This is a genomic window from Hymenobacter saemangeumensis (assembly GCF_039541835.1).
In the GTDB taxonomy this organism is placed as follows: Bacteria; Bacteroidota; Bacteroidia; order Cytophagales; family Hymenobacteraceae; genus Hymenobacter; species Hymenobacter saemangeumensis.
Genome location: NZ_BAABGZ010000066.1, coordinates 40,551 through 54,749 on the forward strand (window position 1 = coordinate 40,551; position 14,199 = coordinate 54,749).

Annotated in this window: 21 protein-coding genes and 1 other RNA gene; 5 read left to right on the plus strand and 17 right to left on the minus strand. The window is 62.7% G+C overall.

The annotated features are described in order from the left end of the window. The first annotated feature begins 276 nt into the window (after positions 1 to 276). Positions 277 to 648: a transfer-messenger RNA gene (gene ssrA / locus ABD919_RS15780) on the plus strand. 80 nt (positions 649 to 728) lie between these two features. Here ssrA and ABD919_RS15785 read toward each other — a convergent pair. The 13 genes from ABD919_RS15785 to ABD919_RS15845 form a co-directional block, all read right to left on the minus strand. Continuing rightward, positions 729 to 866 (minus strand): hypothetical protein, encoded by a 138-nt coding sequence (locus ABD919_RS15785; RefSeq protein WP_345236998.1) that lies wholly within the window; start codon positions 864 to 866, stop codon positions 729 to 731. Positions 867 to 962: 96 nt separating this feature from the next. Next, positions 963 to 1,379: a hypothetical protein gene (locus tag ABD919_RS15790; protein WP_345236999.1), complete on the minus strand. Its 417-nt coding sequence runs from the start codon at positions 1,377 to 1,379 to the stop codon at positions 963 to 965. After that, positions 1,321 to 1,602 carry a hypothetical protein gene (locus ABD919_RS15795; protein WP_345237000.1) on the minus strand — a complete coding sequence of 94 codons (282 nt, stop codon included), beginning with the start codon at positions 1,600 to 1,602 and terminating at the stop codon, positions 1,321 to 1,323. The genes ABD919_RS15790 and ABD919_RS15795 overlap by 59 nt, the downstream gene beginning before the upstream one ends. A 2-nt stretch (positions 1,603 to 1,604) precedes the next feature. Further along, positions 1,605 to 1,970, minus strand: a complete 366-nt coding sequence (locus ABD919_RS15800; RefSeq protein WP_345237001.1) for a ubiquitination-like system serine protease family protein — start codon at positions 1,968 to 1,970, stop codon at positions 1,605 to 1,607. Further along, complete coding sequence (locus ABD919_RS15805) at positions 1,970 to 2,587, minus strand: hypothetical protein (protein WP_345237002.1); 618 nt, start codon at positions 2,585 to 2,587, stop codon at positions 1,970 to 1,972. Before ABD919_RS15805 ends, ABD919_RS15800 begins: the two co-directional genes overlap by 1 nt. Beyond that, the gene (locus ABD919_RS15810) at positions 2,500 to 3,006 is read right to left on the minus strand and encodes a hypothetical protein (protein ID WP_345237003.1); all 507 of its coding nucleotides are present in this window, start codon (positions 3,004 to 3,006) and stop codon (positions 2,500 to 2,502) included. Before ABD919_RS15810 ends, ABD919_RS15805 begins: the two co-directional genes overlap by 88 nt. Positions 3,007 to 3,023: 17 nt before the next feature. After that, on the minus strand, positions 3,024 to 3,518 hold the full coding sequence (locus tag ABD919_RS15815) for a hypothetical protein (RefSeq protein WP_345237004.1): 495 nt from the start codon (positions 3,516 to 3,518) through the stop codon (positions 3,024 to 3,026). After that, on the minus strand, positions 3,515 to 3,925 hold the full coding sequence (locus ABD919_RS15820; protein WP_345237005.1) for a hypothetical protein: 411 nt from the start codon (positions 3,923 to 3,925) through the stop codon (positions 3,515 to 3,517). The genes ABD919_RS15815 and ABD919_RS15820 overlap by 4 nt, the downstream gene beginning before the upstream one ends. Positions 3,926 to 3,960: 35 nt before the next feature. Beyond that, positions 3,961 to 4,188 carry a hypothetical protein gene (locus ABD919_RS15825; protein ID WP_345237006.1) on the minus strand — a complete coding sequence of 76 codons (228 nt, stop codon included), beginning with the start codon at positions 4,186 to 4,188 and terminating at the stop codon, positions 3,961 to 3,963. A gap of 2 nt (positions 4,189 to 4,190) precedes the next feature. Then, complete coding sequence (locus ABD919_RS15830) at positions 4,191 to 5,195, minus strand: hypothetical protein (protein WP_345237007.1); 1,005 nt, start codon at positions 5,193 to 5,195, stop codon at positions 4,191 to 4,193. A 4-nt stretch (positions 5,196 to 5,199) separates the two neighbouring features. Continuing rightward, positions 5,200 to 6,492, minus strand: coding sequence for a hypothetical protein (locus ABD919_RS15835; RefSeq protein ID WP_345237008.1), 1,293 nt, complete (start codon positions 6,490 to 6,492; stop codon positions 5,200 to 5,202). A gap of 3 nt (positions 6,493 to 6,495) precedes the next feature. Next, positions 6,496 to 7,038: a DUF6712 family protein gene (locus ABD919_RS15840; RefSeq protein WP_345237009.1), complete on the minus strand. Its 543-nt coding sequence runs from the start codon at positions 7,036 to 7,038 to the stop codon at positions 6,496 to 6,498. After that, entirely contained in the window at positions 7,035 to 8,477 is a 1,443-nt protein-coding gene (locus ABD919_RS15845) for a hypothetical protein (protein ID WP_345237010.1), read from the minus strand. The genes ABD919_RS15840 and ABD919_RS15845 overlap by 4 nt, the downstream gene beginning before the upstream one ends. Positions 8,478 to 8,550: 73 nt before the next feature. On the opposite strand from ABD919_RS15845, the gene ABD919_RS15850 reads away from it, so the two are divergent. Then, a complete protein-coding gene (locus ABD919_RS15850) occupies positions 8,551 to 8,982 on the plus strand; it encodes a hypothetical protein (protein ID WP_345237011.1) in 432 nt (143 codons plus the stop codon). Positions 8,983 to 9,030: 48 nt separating this feature from the next. On the opposite strand, the gene ABD919_RS15855 is transcribed toward ABD919_RS15850, so the two are convergent. The 4 genes from ABD919_RS15855 to ABD919_RS15870 all read right to left on the minus strand — a co-directional run bounded on the left by ABD919_RS15855 (position 9,031) and on the right by ABD919_RS15870 (position 12,760). Next, positions 9,031 to 9,633 (minus strand): hypothetical protein, encoded by a 603-nt coding sequence (locus ABD919_RS15855; RefSeq protein ID WP_345237012.1) that lies wholly within the window; start codon positions 9,631 to 9,633, stop codon positions 9,031 to 9,033. Between the two features lie 6 nt (positions 9,634 to 9,639). Beyond that, positions 9,640 to 10,227: a hypothetical protein gene (locus ABD919_RS15860; RefSeq protein WP_345237013.1), complete on the minus strand. Its 588-nt coding sequence runs from the start codon at positions 10,225 to 10,227 to the stop codon at positions 9,640 to 9,642. A 71-nt stretch (positions 10,228 to 10,298) separates the two neighbouring features. Further along, on the minus strand, positions 10,299 to 11,387 hold the full coding sequence (locus tag ABD919_RS15865; RefSeq protein ID WP_345237014.1) for a hypothetical protein: 1,089 nt from the start codon (positions 11,385 to 11,387) through the stop codon (positions 10,299 to 10,301). Between the two features lie 65 nt (positions 11,388 to 11,452). After that, positions 11,453 to 12,760 carry a Clp protease ClpP gene (locus ABD919_RS15870; protein ID WP_345237015.1) on the minus strand — a complete coding sequence of 436 codons (1,308 nt, stop codon included), beginning with the start codon at positions 12,758 to 12,760 and terminating at the stop codon, positions 11,453 to 11,455. A gap of 107 nt (positions 12,761 to 12,867) precedes the next feature. On the opposite strand from ABD919_RS15870, the gene ABD919_RS15875 reads away from it, so the two are divergent. The 3 genes from ABD919_RS15875 to ABD919_RS15885 all read left to right on the plus strand — a co-directional run bounded on the left by ABD919_RS15875 (position 12,868) and on the right by ABD919_RS15885 (position 14,107). Next, positions 12,868 to 13,050: a hypothetical protein gene (locus ABD919_RS15875; RefSeq protein ID WP_345237016.1), complete on the plus strand. Its 183-nt coding sequence runs from the start codon at positions 12,868 to 12,870 to the stop codon at positions 13,048 to 13,050. 9 nt (positions 13,051 to 13,059) lie between these two features. Then, complete coding sequence (locus ABD919_RS15880) at positions 13,060 to 13,428, plus strand: hypothetical protein (RefSeq protein WP_345237017.1); 369 nt, start codon at positions 13,060 to 13,062, stop codon at positions 13,426 to 13,428. Between the two features lie 433 nt (positions 13,429 to 13,861). Then, on the plus strand, positions 13,862 to 14,107 hold the full coding sequence (locus tag ABD919_RS15885) for a helix-turn-helix transcriptional regulator (protein WP_345237018.1): 246 nt from the start codon (positions 13,862 to 13,864) through the stop codon (positions 14,105 to 14,107). Positions 14,108 to 14,199: the final 92 nt, after the last annotated feature.

Here is a 14,199-nt window from a genome sequence, read left to right on the forward strand (position 1 = left end):
GGCGGAAACGGCAGTCAAGAAAAAGGGATGCTCAACCTCTTGAGGCATCTTACTCACGGGAGTAACTCCACACCCTATTGCTAGCCATGGAGGAGCTACTGCAAGCAAAGCACTACGCTCAGCATGACTCCCTAATTCTAGTCCTTCCTTTTTGCTCCTGCCATGCTCATTAAGGGAAACCTTCTCCCCTACCCTGGCGTTTCTCCCCTAACCGCGTACATTTGCGGCCCGCCCGGCCTCTTGAGACCTTCCGGCGGGACTCGTTCTTTACCATTTGGGGATGACCGGAATTGACAGCTTGCGCAAATTGCGGGTAAGCGTGCCAGGAGTTGATGGAAGCTCTCCTGTAAAAAAATCTATCGAAAAACAACCGGCGACTATTCGTACGCCATGGCTGCCTAGTTTAGAATTAGGTAATGCCATCGTTCCGCCCGGGTAAGTTTCTACACCTGGGAGCTCGGAGCGTCGTAAGTAGAAAATAGCCTCTGAAGAGCTGTGATTCAGAGGCGAAGCCCAACTGCAGCTAGGGGAGTTTCAAGGGCCTGATGTGCGCCTGAGACTCCATGAAAATCCAAGCACAGATACGCACGTAGAAAGCACGTCGATTTCCTTGTCTGGACCAGGGTTCGAATCCCTGCATCTCCACAAAAAAGCCCTTCACGCAACCGTGAAGGGCTTTTTTGTTTCCGTGCACCCAAAATCGCACCCAGTAGAAGGTTATTTCGTGCTTATCCGAGGATGCTGGAGAGTGCCATGGCCAGTACCAGGGCAACGGCCAACAGGTAACGGGCCCGGCGGCCGCGCTGGGCTGGGCTGGCCCAGTGACGCACATAGTAAAGGCGGAAGCGTTGGGGTTGGTAGCGCATGCCGCAATATAGCAAAAGCCCCGACCTTATCGGCCGGGGCTTTTGTTCAGGTCTCCGGTGTTTCTCTCGGCTTTCCCGGCAGCCGGTAACGTCGGGCTAATGCGTTAGCAAAATAGCTGCCAGCGCAGCCAATGTCACCAACACCCCGCCCGCGGCGCCGGTGTAGGTGTGCCCATCGAGCAGCAACGGCTTGGCCTTGGGCATCTGCTCCAGCTGGGCCGTGCGTGCAGCCAGCGCGGCGTAATCATCTTCTCCTGCTTTGAGCTGCCCTCGGCACTGGGCCACCTGGTTGTTGGCCGTGGCCACCTGCTGGCCCTGCAGGTACAAGGAGTAGCGCAGCTCGTCGCGCTCCTGCACCGCCAGGCGGGTGCGGCGGTAGGTGGCCGTGTCAATGCCCACGAGCCGGCTCTTTACCACGTCGCCCGGGTACAGGCTCACGATGACGATGGTCTGACTATTGGCGGGGAGGGTGAGCAGGCAGCACAAGGCGCCCGCCAGGAAGGCTTTCAGCATGGTGGGTAACACTATCTAAGTGACGTTGGGCTTCGAATACCCGGCCGGCCAGGAAGGCGGCGGCCGAGTCGGACTTGCGGCGGGCCTCGCAGTCGGAGGCCTGCGTGGCGGCATGGGCCGTGGTGAGCTGCTCGGTGGTGGGTTCTCGCTCGCAGGCCAGCAGCGAGAAGGGCAGCAACAGCAGCCGCCAGAGCGACAGCCAGGAGGCAGAGTAGGCACGCATGGCTATAAGGCAGGAAGTGGCACGGTTTGCCCCGCCAGGGCGTGGGTGCAGTCATGCAGGAACTCTATCTGCCCATCGCGCACGAAGGAGTGGCAGACATAACAGGTCGGGGCGTTACTGCCCGGGTTTTCGCGGTGGTAGTCACACCAGCAACGGCCATCTTTGGCAGTACCGCCCGGTACATAATGGCCGCTGCGCACCAGCACCGACGGGCTAATGGTGGGCCGGTCGGGCGGGCCACTCAGGGACCAACACGCGCCGGGGTTGTGGGGGTTGGTGTTGATGCGGTGGCTCTCGTTGCAACCCGGGCAGCGAAAAACATAATACCCAGGCGTGTTGGAGATGGGGAGAATAACAGGCTCGCTCATTAGTACAACCAATTGGAAGCGGCGTAGATGGAGTACGCCGGGTAAAACACATCATAGACGCCGGCGCCATCGCGCCCCCCTCCCCTGCCGGTGTTGCCGCTGCGCACGATAAAGCCGCGCACCGGCCGGCCGGCTCGTACCGGGCGGCTAAATCCCACCGCCCGGCCCACGTGCCCGACCCGGCCCAGGTTCGGATAGTAGAAGGTGACGATGTGGCCCAGCCGGATGGAGTCGAGCGAGCCGCGTACCCCCGTTATGTAGAAGGTGCGGGCATCCGTGCCCAGGCTCCAGTTGCGGGCCGCCGCCGGCCACTTGGGCCAGGGCAGCCCGCTCAGGCGCTGCTGCATGTACATCTCGCAGCCGCACCAAGGGTCGCCTTTCTTCGCGCCGGCCAGGCGCTGGGCCAGCTCGACCTCCGGGCCGTCGTTGCGGCCGGTGGCCTCCCGGATGTGCAGGCGGGCGCTGCCCACCTCCAGCACCCGGGCCGCGTTACGGGCCTGCTGCGCCCGGCTGGCGGGCGCCTGCGCGGCTACTTGATGAGGGTGGCCGCCTGCCAGCAGAGCGACCAGTAGTAGAGCAGAAACAGCCAGACGCTGAGGAAGACGACGAATTTCCATTGGGGAGAGAGCAGCAGAAAGTTGGATTTGAAGTCGCCGACGGCCTGGCCTTCGGGCCCGGGCTCGGCGTTGTAGGTGCCCTGGGCCCAGTTCGGCAGGGCCGGGCTCACAAACGACATGATGAACCACACCATGGCCAGGCCCCCGAAGAAGATGCCGCAGGCAATGGCCGACTTGCCGAGCGTATCGCCCAGCGGGGGCACGGCCGACTGCACCACGTCGAGTACCTGGTCGTCATCTGCGGCGAGCTGGCCGGTGCTGACCTGCGCGGCCACGGCGGCCTGGGAGGCCCGCTGCAGCTGGGCGTACTTGACGTAGCTGAGCAGCAGCAAGGCGGCGAGAATGAAGGGAATGCGGCGGCGCACCTGGCGCAGGGCCCGTTTCCACAGGGGGCAGTATTCTTCCTGGGTCGGATTCATAAAAAAAGGGATTGGGGTTAAGTACTCGGCTCAAACTCATGAGCCGGCAGCGTGGTGATGCGGGGCGTGAAGGCCACGCGGTTGATGAAGTCGTCGATGGCCACGAAGGCATGCGCCTCGCCGGGCTGCAGCACCACCGTGTCGCCGGGCAGGTACGTCATGTAGGCCGGCGAGCTTTCCTTCCAGTAGAGCTGCCGGCCTTCCAGCACGTCGATGCGCACGGCCTGCGGCACGCGGATGCGCTCGGGGCTGCGGCATCCCTGCTGGCCCCGCACCACGAAGTAGTCGGTATGGGGCACGACGGGCTGGGGCCAGTGCTTGACGGGCAGCGCCGCCATTTCCACCCCGTCGACCCCGGGGATGGGTTGCCAGTGGTACGAGTCAACGGGCAGCTCGTGGGCCTGCCCGGCAATGTCCATGCGGAAGAGGCCGCGCACGGCCTGCACTTCGCGGTGTATTTCGGCTAAGGCTTCCACCAGCTGGGCCCGCTCGGTTGCGTTGAGACTGGTCATGGGCGTTGGAGTAAGGTTGTGAGCATCTGGGTGAGCTGCCCCTCGATGCGGGTCAGCGCATCTTTCGTGGCGTCGATTTTGGTTTTGTTTTCCAGTTCGCTTTTGGCGTTCTGGTTGACATCAAGGGCCAGCTTTTTAAGGGCATCGGCCTGCTTTTCCAGCTCCAACTGGAAGTTGGTGTGCTGGGCTTTGTTCTCTTCGGCCTGCACCTTCAGGGCCTTCACGGCGGCGTCGCGCTCGGCTTCGGCCGCGGCCAGCTTCTCTTTGTGTTTATCGCCCCGGCCGAGCCGGCGCCCAATCCACAGCAGCACAAACGGCATGACCACCACCTTCAGAATATCCACCGCCCAGGCCGGCACCAGGTCGGGAACTTGCAGCAGCAGCGCAGAAAACAGGGAGGGAAGCATGGGGTAGACAGCTAATAAGCGGTGCAGAAAAAAGATTACAGGCCGGCAGGCCTGGGCAGGGGTTTGAAGTCAGCGGGGGCGAGCACCGCCACGGTGAGCGGGTGCCCGTCGAAAATTTCAGGGAACAACTCGGCGCAGCTAACCGCGCAGGCGAAGTCGCCATTTACCAGCTCGCGGCTGGCGAATTGGTCGCGCTCGTTGGTGTAGCCCTGGTAGTTGTCGTGAATTTCCCGGGGAATGATGAGGTAGGGGGCCTTTGCCATGTTTATGCGTGTTGGCGTTTGAGGGTGGTTTGCAAGGTGTGAACGGCCACGTACATGGGCCACGCAATCGCAACGGGCATGGCCGTGCCCAGGTCCAGGTAGCCGATGAAGCCTTCGTAGTAGCCGTATTTCTCGCCGCTGGACAGGTTCAACACGCCGATGGTGACGTTGGGCGTGGGCGGGACGGCGTGGGCCGTGGCCGTGGGGGTGCCGGAGCCCATGAGGACGCCGTTGCTATAGGGGTACAGCACCGAGTTGGGTGTTCCCCCCTGGCGGGTGAGCATGACGCAGCGGTGAGCCGTGGTCGAGGCCGTGCCCGGCTGCGCCCCGTAGGCACCGTAAAACACCACGCCGCCGCTGGTGCTGTTGTGGGGGCCGATGAACAGGCCCCGGCTGGAATCGTGGTAGGAGCCGAAGGCGTACTTATCCGTGGGCGTCACGGGGCCGGTGCCGTAGAGGCAGGCGCTTATTCCCGTGGCCTGGGTGACGTTGGCGTTGGGGCTCCAATTCGTGTCGGCCCACTGGCTGGTGCCGTTGGCGGCCATGCCGCGCCCGCTGTGGGAGAGGGTGCCGCCCACGTAGGTGAGGGCAAAGGCCGCGTTGCTCACCACCGGGTTTTTCAGGTTCAGCCGGTGGGCCGTGTCGGTGCCGCCCACAAACGGGTAAATGACTTGCTTCGTGTCCCAGCCGCCGCAGGCCTTGGCCTCAACGACGAAACGGTGGATGGCTTGGTGAATCACGGCCCCGGTGGTTTCGTAGGCCGTGCCGGCATACATGACGGCGGAGGTGTTGGGAATGCCGGCGTTGGCGAGAAAGGTGGCCGCGTCGGCATCGTAGAACACGGTCGCCGCGTAGCTCTCGCTGGGCATGAGCAGGCGCCCGCCCGGGGCCAGCAGCTGCCCGTTGGAGCTGAGGGCGTAGCCGGCGCGGGCTTCTTCGGGTACGCCGGCGAAGGCCAGCAGGCCCGCCAGAATCAGTGCCCGCACGGAAGACGTAAACAGTCGCATCGGGTTAGGATTTTATACTGCGCACCCAGGTCAGCGTGCCGCTGCCCCCGGGCCGGTAGGTGTAGATGTAAGCCCCGTTGATAAAGGAGTCTCCGGCGTACACGCCGGTGGTCATGGCGCTGGTGAGCGTCACCACCTCGCCGTTACTCCAGGTAGCGGCCAGCACGGCGCCCGTAACCGTGGCGTTGTCCTTGATGGCGTAAGGGTCGCGGCTCACGTAGAAGTCGCGCACGGCCTTCACCGAGGGGTACTTCGTGTTGCTGCTGCTGTCGCTGAGGTCGGTGGCCTTGTTGGCGGTGGCTTCTTTGGCAGCGAGTGCGTTGGCCAGGTCCGACTGGTCAGCCAGCAACCCGGTGATGCTGCCCCAGGTACCACCGCCCCCGCCGCTGCTGGCGGTGTAGGTGTTGGCTGTGAGGTTGTATTGCCAGAGCCCGGTCTGCCCTGCGCGGGTGGCCCCCTCCATGATGAACGGTGCGGCAGATGTGGCAAACATGCCGGTAACAGTACCGCCGTTGGCATCGGTAATCCGGTACACCCGACCAGGGCTGGGGGTCTGGCCATCGGCAAACAGGTCGAGCAGCGCCTGGCGCGTGGTCGTATGAAACCGCTCGGTGAAGGCGGCAATCATGGCCTGCTGGTCGGTGTAGGTCAGGCCTGCCCCCGGTGAAAACTCTTCGTAGTTGGCATTATTCCCCCCGTCTGGCGGCGCCGGAATCAGCGCCGGCGGCCCGCCGGCCGGTACCAACGGCTGGAGCACCCGGAACAGGCGCAGCACATTGTCTGTGCCCCGATACTTCGCTTCGTAGCCTGCCGCAGCGGCTTGCGTCCGGTCCAGGTACGGGTACCCAGCCACGGCCCCGGCGAAGCTGTTGGCCTCAACCCACTCGCAGCGCACGGTAGTCGGGTCGTTGCTGCCGTCGATGTAAGCCAGGAAGCCCGCCGGGGCTACCAAGGTACTATTCTGCGACACCAAGTAGATTTTGGGCGGCTCGATAACGCCGGCCAGGAAGTCGGCTACATTGGCCGAGTTCTGCACGTAGCAGCTGGTGCCCACGGTGAGCACGCCGGCGGTCTCCAGCTGGCCGCGCAGCACCATGTTGGGCACAATCTTGTCGGTGCCCCGGAGTTTGTTGGTTGCCAGCAGGGCGGGCAAATCAGCCGGCACAATGACGCTATCAACAAACTCGTCGAGCACGCTGATGAGCCCGCCGCCCCGCGTCTTATCGGCGGGGCCGCCGGCTACGACCTTGATGAATTGCCGGAACAGGGCTTTGAGTTGGGTACGGGTTACAGGCATCGCTTAAATGGCGGTCATGGTCAGCCCTCCGGAGCGGGGGCGGCGGGTGGAAGAAGCGCAGGCCGGGCGGCCCACCGGCCCGCGGTACACCTGCAGGGCGGCCACCAACAAGGCCTGGTAGTGGGCACACTTGGCCGAGGCATCGGCCCGCATCTCGGCGCGCTGCTGCCCGCTGATGGGCATGTGGCCCACTTCGCTGATGGTTTCCACGCCGTTGGCCGTGATGTGGGCGCCGTGGTCGAGCAGGAAGCGCCGGTAGGTGTGGTAGCAGAGCAGCGGCCGCACGGCCGCGTACAGCCGGTGGCGGCGCCAGAAGGCCACCACGTCGGGGTCCTCGGAGGCCTCGCCGGCCAGAATGTATTCTTCTTTCTGGGTCGGCGTCAGGGCGTAGTAGGCCGACAGGGCGGTTTCCTCGTCGGCCCGCAGCTGCGGCAGCACGTCGAAGGTGTGCGCGTCGCGGATGGCCGGGTTGATGAGCAGCGGAGCGATGTTGACCGAGAGCCGGGTGTAGTCCGACAGGTCGGCCTGGGAGATGAGCAGGTTCATTTGGCGGCGGGCTTCTGGGCTTTGGGGCGAGGGGTTTGGACCGTGATGGGGGCCAGGCCGGCCAGGCTGCGGATTTCAGCGGAGGTCAGCTCTTCCAGCACCTTGGTGGCCACCAGCGGCGACATGCCGTTGAGGGCCTTCAGGGTTTTTTCGGCCTGCGTATCCTGCGGCTTCTCCAGCGGGGGCAGGCCCTGCACGGCCCGCAGCTCGTCGTCGGTCATCTTGGCCACCACGGCCTGGTCGATGTATTCGACCGGGTTGAGTGGCGTCACGCCGAAGTCCAAGCTGGGAAAGAGGTGGCCCAGCGCGTGGGTGATCAACACCCGGCGGGGCTCGACCACCAGGTTGAACAGCTTAATTGAGTTGACAATTTGCTGGTTGTTGCCCAGCAGCCCAGGCTCCGACACGCCGCACAGCACCGGGGGTACCCCAAACCGGCGGTACACCTTGCCCTCGATGCGGGCCGTCATGTCGGAGAGTCCTTTGCTGTTGGGCCCCTTGTCTACCCAGTCAATCTGCGGTTTTTCGGTTTCCGACTCCACGACGTTGAGCAGGATGCTGGCCTCGCTCTCCGCCCCTTTCAATTCCTTGAGCTGGGTTTTAATGGCCGTCAAATCCGGCGATTCCATGTAAGGCTCGTCGTCGGCGGTCTGGCCTTCGCCAGGCTGCCAGCCGGGCTGCGCCGGCACATCGTCGTACTTTTTGCCGACCAACGTCAGCACGGCATCCGGGAAGAAGCCGTTTTTAATCTGCTTGCGGTCGTAGCGCGGCAGCGCAGCATCCGATTCGAGGTCTTCTTTGGAGGCCCAGAAGTGGGGCACCGGGTACAGCTCCCGGCCCGGGCGCTTCTCGAACACGTGCCAGCAGTGCCCCCAGTACCCCTCCTCGCTGCCCACGGCAGCCACCACCTGCTCGCTGATTTCCGCGGCCGAGGCCTGCGGGTCGTAGGGCAGGTAGATGCGGTTCTCGGCCGCCGGCATCTTGCCCTGTGCCAGCTTCAGGTTCAGGATGAAGCGGGGCCCGCCTTTCTCGCGGCGCACGCAATCGGTCTGCCCGCAGTACACCTCCCCTACTTCGCCGCCAAAGGTGAAGCGGATAAAGAGCACCACGCCCAGGCCCAGGGCCGCGTAGTGTTTCATCTCGCCCAGCAGCTGGTTGAAGGTTTGCCCGGGGTTGGCCATGCGGCCGGCCACGTCCTTGCTGGCAAAGCCGCGGCCGCCGATGAACTGCGCCAGGCGGTCGAGGCAGGTCTCGGCCGTGCCCGAATCGTACACGACGCGCAGGATTTCCTGCGGCAACTGGTTGTTGCTGCCCCAGGGTTCGGGTTTAATCGTGCCTGCCGGGCCCTCCGGCGTGGCCGGCAGGGCCGTCGGCACGTACCCGGTACGAATCAGAGCAGTGGCAGGGGTGCGGAACTTGGGGCGGGGCGTGGCAGCCATGGGAAAACAGGGGGTTGAGTCGAAAAAAGCCCGCCTATTTTCAAAAGACGGGCTTTTTCAGTATCTTTAGAGCATGGATGAAGCCCTGAAAACCTGTGCGATATGCGGTGTAGAGAAGCCTCTGAGTAAGTTTCGCAAGAACCGAAAAACCAGAAAGTGTATGGCTTGCGAAAGTCAGCGTGACAAGAATCGTAGAAAGGCTGATTACCGGGCCTACATGCTGGAGGTCGCTCGCACAAGGGCTAAAGCCGTAGGTCGTGAATGCTCGATAACGCTCGACGACATTGTTGTTCCGACCCATTGCCCACTACTCGGTATTCCGCTTCGTCTTTCGGGTGACAGGGGGCACAGACCTTCGCTCGACAGGAAAGACAACGCCATTGACTATGTGAAAGGCAACGTGTTTGTCATTTCCCAACGCGCCAACAGCCTCAAGGGCGGCCTGTCAGTTGAACAATTGGCCATGTTCGCTCACAACCTGTTAGCCTACATTGGTAAGCCTTAAAAAGCCCGCCCTCAGGCGGGCTTTTCAGGCAACTAGACAGGTCGGCGCTTACTGGGCGTCGCCCTCCTGGGGCTTGGTCGCCTCGGCCAACTGCTTTTCCAGGCCCGCGTAGTCCTTCTGCAGCTGGGCCAGCTGCTTCTGGGTAGCGGCGTGGGCGTCTTTTTCGGCCTTCAGCGCATCCTTGGCCGTTTTGGTGTCGGCTTTGGCTTTGGCAACGGCCTCCGACTCGGCCTTTTTGTCGGCTTCCTCCTGGGATGCGGCCGGCTTGGCGCCTTTTTCGATGATGATTTTGTCAAACCCGAGCTTGCGCAGGGCCTTGGCATCGTCATCGGTGAGGGTGTCGAGCGTCACGGCCTTGCCGTAGCTCTCGTGCACGAGGGTTTCGTTTTCGAACCCGGGGGCGAAGGTGTACTTGGAATCTGCCATGAGGTCGGGGTGTAAAACGCGAGTGGCCTCGCGGATGTAAGAGGTGAGAAAACGGAAATAATCGGCGTACTGGCACTGCCGGCAGCTGCCGGGCGCTTCGCCGCGGATGGCGGCGTAGAGGCCGGCCAGCTCGGCCAGGCCCTCGGCTTGGCGGCGCTCGGTGAGCGGGGTGCCGATGTAGGCCTCGGCCCGGTCCAGCAGCTCCTGGGTATAGGCGAGGGCCATGGCCGCTTAAATGACGTCGGCCACGCAGAGCGCGTCCAGGTACGCTTTCGAAGCGGCCAGCTGGGTGAGGCCCGAGGTGCCCACGGGCGCTTCGAAGAAGATGGGCAGGTCCTGCTCGTTGCCCTTGAGGGTAACTTTCAGGATGTTGCTCGCATCGCCGATGGCCGTGCCGCTGCCGTCTTCGCCTTCGAAGGTGTCGTCGCCAAACTCGGCGAAGTGCTGGCGGATGGTGCCGGCGTTGGTTTCCACAAACACCGTCTTGTTGTCGGCGCGCAGGAACTCCATGATGGCGTTCTTCTCGGCCTCGGTGTTGTAGCGGAACTCCAGCGCCACCGCCTGCTCGACGTTGACGGCGCCCTCCTCGTTTTTGCTGAGCTTGTTGGTCGTGTTGCCCTTGCGGGCCCGGCCCGTGGCCTTGATGCCCTCGGCATCGGCTACCAGCGTGAAGCCCGACAGGCTGCCGTTGGTGGCATAGGTTTTGGCGCCGGTGAAGTCGCTGGTGTGGAATACCCACACACGGTTTTTAATGCCGCCGCTCACCGCGCAGGCGCGGCTCACCACGTTTTTGCTGAGCTTGTTGCAGGTGTCTGCCATAAAACGGTTCTCCTTTCAAAAGAGCCCCCGGCGCGGGGCCGGGGGCAGTGAATACTTTAGTGACGGGCCGCTTAGATGGCGAAGGCTACCAGTCGGTCGTAGGCGAACCCGGCGCCGAGGCGGAACAGCACGCGCCACCAGTTGATGCGGGTCTTGGCCTCGTACTTGAACTCGGCCGTGGTCATGTCGCTCTCCAGGTCGGTGGCCCAGACGAGGTTGCGGGGCACGGTGTACAGGGCCAGGTGGGGCGAGGTACCGCCGGCAAAGTCGGCCTTGATGTACTGCTCCCACAGCTTCAGCTGCTTCACTTCCTGGCCGTCGAAGGTGACTTTCTTGGTCACCTTGTCGTACTCGAACTTGCTCTTATCCTCGGGAATCACCGTCTGCGCGCGGTTTTTGGCCAGGCGGTACAGGCTCTTGCTGAGGTAGAAGGCTTTCTGGTCTTCGTCGATGTCCTGCAGCTCGTCGCTGCTGTTGTCCATCAGGTCTTGCAGCAGGTCGTCGATGAGCGCAGGCGTCGCCTCCAGCGCAGCGAAGTTGATGGCCGCGCCGCGGTACATGCCGTTGGCGGCGGTGCTGCCGGCCACGGCGTTTTTGGTGAGCAGCTTCTTGCGCAGGCCGTCGGTCTGGTTGTAGTCGCGGCTGGCGCTGGCCTTGTCGCCCAGCATCCAAATGCGCAGCGCGTCGCGGTACACCACGGGCGATACCTGCTCGTTGAGGGCCAGGTCGAGCAGGTCGCCGATAACGCCCTGCTGCTCGGCCGTGAGCTTGGCCACGCCGCCCTCCAGGTACACGCGCACCAGCTTCTCGATTTCGGTACCGGTCAGGTCCGAGTCGGTGGCATGGCCCTGCGCGAGCATGCCCTGCAGGATGGTGCCTTCGAAGGTCTCGGCGCAGTCTTCGTCCTGGGCCACCAGCTTGTCCACCGTCAGGCTGTTGGTGGTCCAGGCGGCCAGCTTGCCGGTGCCCACGAATTCACCGCATCCGGTGTCTTTGACGGTGACCTTGTCCTTGGCCAGCAGGCCGGCCAGGATGGTCTCCGTCTTAATGTTTTCAATGACGCGAAAGCCCAACTCCTGCAGGGTCGGCACTTTGCGGGCCGGCTGGGCCACGATGGAAACGGGCGGCCGGTAGGCGGGGGTATTTTCGAAGAAGGGCATCGGTATCGAGGCTTAGGCGAAAAAAAGATTTACTGGGGACGGACGGGAACAGCAGCCGAAAGGGCCTACAGCGTGCTATGGTGGGCGGCTTTGGGCTTGGGCGTGCTGGCCTTCGGGTCGGGGCCCTGCGAGCCGGTGGCCGTTTTGGCGCGGGGTGCGGAGGGTACGACCTTGCTGAAGGCCTGCACTTTCTCGGCGACTTCGTCCAGTCGTTTGGAGAAGGGCGCCATCGCCGCCGTAACGGCCGCGGTAATAGCAGCGGCGCTAGCCGGCTCTTCCTCGCTGCTGGCCTCCGAAGCCGTGGCAATGGATTCTACCACGCCATCGGTTACGGTGATGTCGCGGCCATCTTCGGTTTCGTACACGCCGTCGGCGGTGACCACGGTCAGGGCCTCGTCGTTGTACACGGCCGAGCCTTCCACCAGCTCGCCGTCGGTGTAGAGGGTGCCGGCGCCCTCGGCCAGGACAGTGCCCACGACTTCCGAGGTGGGTACCTCGACTTCGGCGCCTTCCATCGTGATGGTAACGCCCATCTGCTTGGCGAAGGCGGCAACAGCTTGCTGCTTGGGGGTGAGCTTAGCGGGGGCGTTCCCGGCGGGAGGCGTAGCCGGCGCGGCGGCGGAACGACGGGGGGCAGCATTGCTGCCCGGGGTAGTTTTCTTTGTGGCCATAGGGGCAGGGGATTGAGGACGCACAGCGGCGCCGGGTTTGGCTTTGGGAGTTGGGACGGCGGCGCGGGTGCGCTGGGACGCCCGGGCCACGATGCCGGCGAACTTGGCGCGCCGGGCACGCGCCTGGGCATCGGTAAGCTCCGGGGCTGCTTTGGGGGCAATGGGGATAACCTTCGTTACCAGGCCAGCGGCCAGGGCCTCGGATGCGGTGAAGAAGGTGTCCTTGCTCATCCATTCCTCGACCACTTCCACCGGCTGGCCCGTGCGGGCGACATAGATGTCGCGCAGGGCTTCGTGCACGCCGGTGAGCCCCTTCAGGCCGGAGGCAACCTGCGTGACCGTACCACTCGCATCGACGGCGGGGCCGTGCACCATGATTTGGGCGCTGGCGTCGATTTCGCAGACATCACCAGCGAGCATGATAATGGTGGCCATGCTGGCGGCAAAAGATAGGATGCGGGTGCGTACCGGAATGCCCAGGCCCTGAACGTAGTTGTAGATTTCGGTGCCATCGAAGGTCGAGCCACCGAAGCAGGTACCGATTTCAAAGCACAGGCTGTCCACCGTTTCGCCCATGTATTGCGCCCATTCTACCTGCATGCGCACATCCTCGGCGCTGGTGGCCATCTCGAACTCGAACGTATCCCAGTTGAACGTCGATTCGCCGATGTATTTCTGAAGTTTGATAACGAGTTCGGCCATGGTGCAGGGCGCCGTTGGGGCGCTGTGCAACAAAACTCAACTGCTTATAAGGGGGCCAGCAACTTCTGTTCTGAAATTGCTCTGGTATTCCTCTAATTCTACTCTATATGCCCCAGTTGCACCTGGCCCCCACCCAATCCACGGTAGATACCATTCGCCGGTTGGCCCAGAAGGAAGGCATTTCGGTGAATGCGTACCTGGTGCCGTTTCTCAACGACATTGCCGAGGGCCGTCTGGTGCGGGTGCCGCACTACCCGGCTCCCCAGCGCGAGCAGTCAAAAGCGGCGTAACTTAGCGCCGTGCCAATTACGCTGCCCCTTCACGACCCGTTCATTGACGGCAGTGCGCCCGAGTATGAGCCTGGCACATGCTCGCTCACGCAGAAGATTCTGGAAGCGGTGATGGAAAAAGACTTTCCCACCGTCGCCGCCCTGGGCATTGAGGTGTATGCCGAGCGGCTCATGCGGGTAGAGTACACCCACGGCGCGCAGGCTTGGTACTTGGATTGGAACCCGCCCTTGCCAGGCTACTGCGTGGTATTTATGGAGCCCTGGGGCTCGGCTGTGGGCCCGGACGGGGAAATGCAAACCACGATGAAGTATAAGACTGGCTTACAAGCAGCCGCCCGGGCCGAGGAAGTTCGGCGGTGGATTGCGCCCGAGGTATAGCACATCAGCAGATTTTTCTTACCTTTCGCCTGCTATGAAAAATCTACTACTTATTTGCACTCTGGCCGCTGGGCTGCTGGGTGCCTGTTCTCGCACAACGGAAGAGGACCCTGCACCAGCGGTGCGGCCTTACAGTGAACTAAAGAAGATTACCCCTGACTAAGCCCGCCCGTAAGGCCGGGCTTTTTTTTGCACAGCGCCCAGCCGACAGCCCGCCGCACTCACTCCCGTTGGTCGCTCAGAAGCCTATCGAGCTTCGCTCCGATAAACCGGGCAACGATTAGCTTTTACAGTGGGCTGCTTGCCCTGGGGCGGAACATAGTTAAATTCTAATTCTACAACAAGGCGTGAGCGGGCAAAAAAGACATGTACTTAGCCGTGTAAGTATTGACTTTTGATAAATACTTGTACCTTTACCTGAAATAGTAGCACCATGAAACCGCAAGACATTAAGCCGCGCCGCAAAGCCCTAGGTTGGAGCCAAGCTGAGCTTGGGGCAAAAATTGGCCTCACAAACGAGAAAAGCGCCAAAACCCTTATTTCTGCTTATGAAAAAGCCGACAAGGCAGACGGGCTTGTGAGTGAGGAACGTCTAGCCGCTATCGATGCAGCCCTAAGCGCAGAGGAGCAAGTGCGCCGGGATTTTGAAGCCTTCAGGGCGGGGCGGGGCTTAAAATAAGGGTACGTATGAGGTGGTCCGATTACGCTGGACAGTTTAGGGCATTAAGTTGAAGAAGGTGTTGATGAGTATGATAAGGCGTCTGGTAGTCG

Coding starts and splice junctions, on each gene's coding strand:
- ABD919_RS15785 (WP_345236998.1), bottom strand. CDS start 866: ATGCGCTACCAACCCCAACGCTTCCGCCTTTACTATGTGCGTCACTGG.
- ABD919_RS15790 (WP_345236999.1), bottom strand. CDS start 1,379: ATGCTGAAAGCCTTCCTGGCGGGCGCCTTGTGCTGCCTGCTCACCCTC.
- ABD919_RS15795 (WP_345237000.1), bottom strand. CDS start 1,602: ATGCGTGCCTACTCTGCCTCCTGGCTGTCGCTCTGGCGGCTGCTGTTG.
- ABD919_RS15800 (WP_345237001.1), bottom strand. CDS start 1,970: ATGAGCGAGCCTGTTATTCTCCCCATCTCCAACACGCCTGGGTATTAT.
- ABD919_RS15805 (WP_345237002.1), bottom strand. CDS start 2,587: ATGGAAATTCGTCGTCTTCCTCAGCGTCTGGCTGTTTCTGCTCTACTA.
- ABD919_RS15810 (WP_345237003.1), bottom strand. CDS start 3,006: ATGAATCCGACCCAGGAAGAATACTGCCCCCTGTGGAAACGGGCCCTG.
- ABD919_RS15815 (WP_345237004.1), bottom strand. CDS start 3,518: ATGACCAGTCTCAACGCAACCGAGCGGGCCCAGCTGGTGGAAGCCTTA.
- ABD919_RS15820 (WP_345237005.1), bottom strand. CDS start 3,925: ATGCTTCCCTCCCTGTTTTCTGCGCTGCTGCTGCAAGTTCCCGACCTG.
- ABD919_RS15825 (WP_345237006.1), bottom strand. CDS start 4,188: ATGGCAAAGGCCCCCTACCTCATCATTCCCCGGGAAATTCACGACAAC.
- ABD919_RS15830 (WP_345237007.1), bottom strand. CDS start 5,195: ATGCGACTGTTTACGTCTTCCGTGCGGGCACTGATTCTGGCGGGCCTG.
- ABD919_RS15835 (WP_345237008.1), bottom strand. CDS start 6,492: ATGCCTGTAACCCGTACCCAACTCAAAGCCCTGTTCCGGCAATTCATC.
- ABD919_RS15840 (WP_345237009.1), bottom strand. CDS start 7,038: ATGAACCTGCTCATCTCCCAGGCCGACCTGTCGGACTACACCCGGCTC.
- ABD919_RS15845 (WP_345237010.1), bottom strand. CDS start 8,477: ATGGCTGCCACGCCCCGCCCCAAGTTCCGCACCCCTGCCACTGCTCTG.
- ABD919_RS15850 (WP_345237011.1), top strand. CDS start 8,551: ATGGATGAAGCCCTGAAAACCTGTGCGATATGCGGTGTAGAGAAGCCT.
- ABD919_RS15855 (WP_345237012.1), bottom strand. CDS start 9,633: ATGGCCCTCGCCTATACCCAGGAGCTGCTGGACCGGGCCGAGGCCTAC.
- ABD919_RS15860 (WP_345237013.1), bottom strand. CDS start 10,227: ATGGCAGACACCTGCAACAAGCTCAGCAAAAACGTGGTGAGCCGCGCC.
- ABD919_RS15865 (WP_345237014.1), bottom strand. CDS start 11,387: ATGCCCTTCTTCGAAAATACCCCCGCCTACCGGCCGCCCGTTTCCATC.
- ABD919_RS15870 (WP_345237015.1), bottom strand. CDS start 12,760: ATGGCCGAACTCGTTATCAAACTTCAGAAATACATCGGCGAATCGACG.
- ABD919_RS15875 (WP_345237016.1), top strand. CDS start 12,868: ATGCCCCAGTTGCACCTGGCCCCCACCCAATCCACGGTAGATACCATT.
- ABD919_RS15885 (WP_345237018.1), top strand. CDS start 13,862: ATGAAACCGCAAGACATTAAGCCGCGCCGCAAAGCCCTAGGTTGGAGC.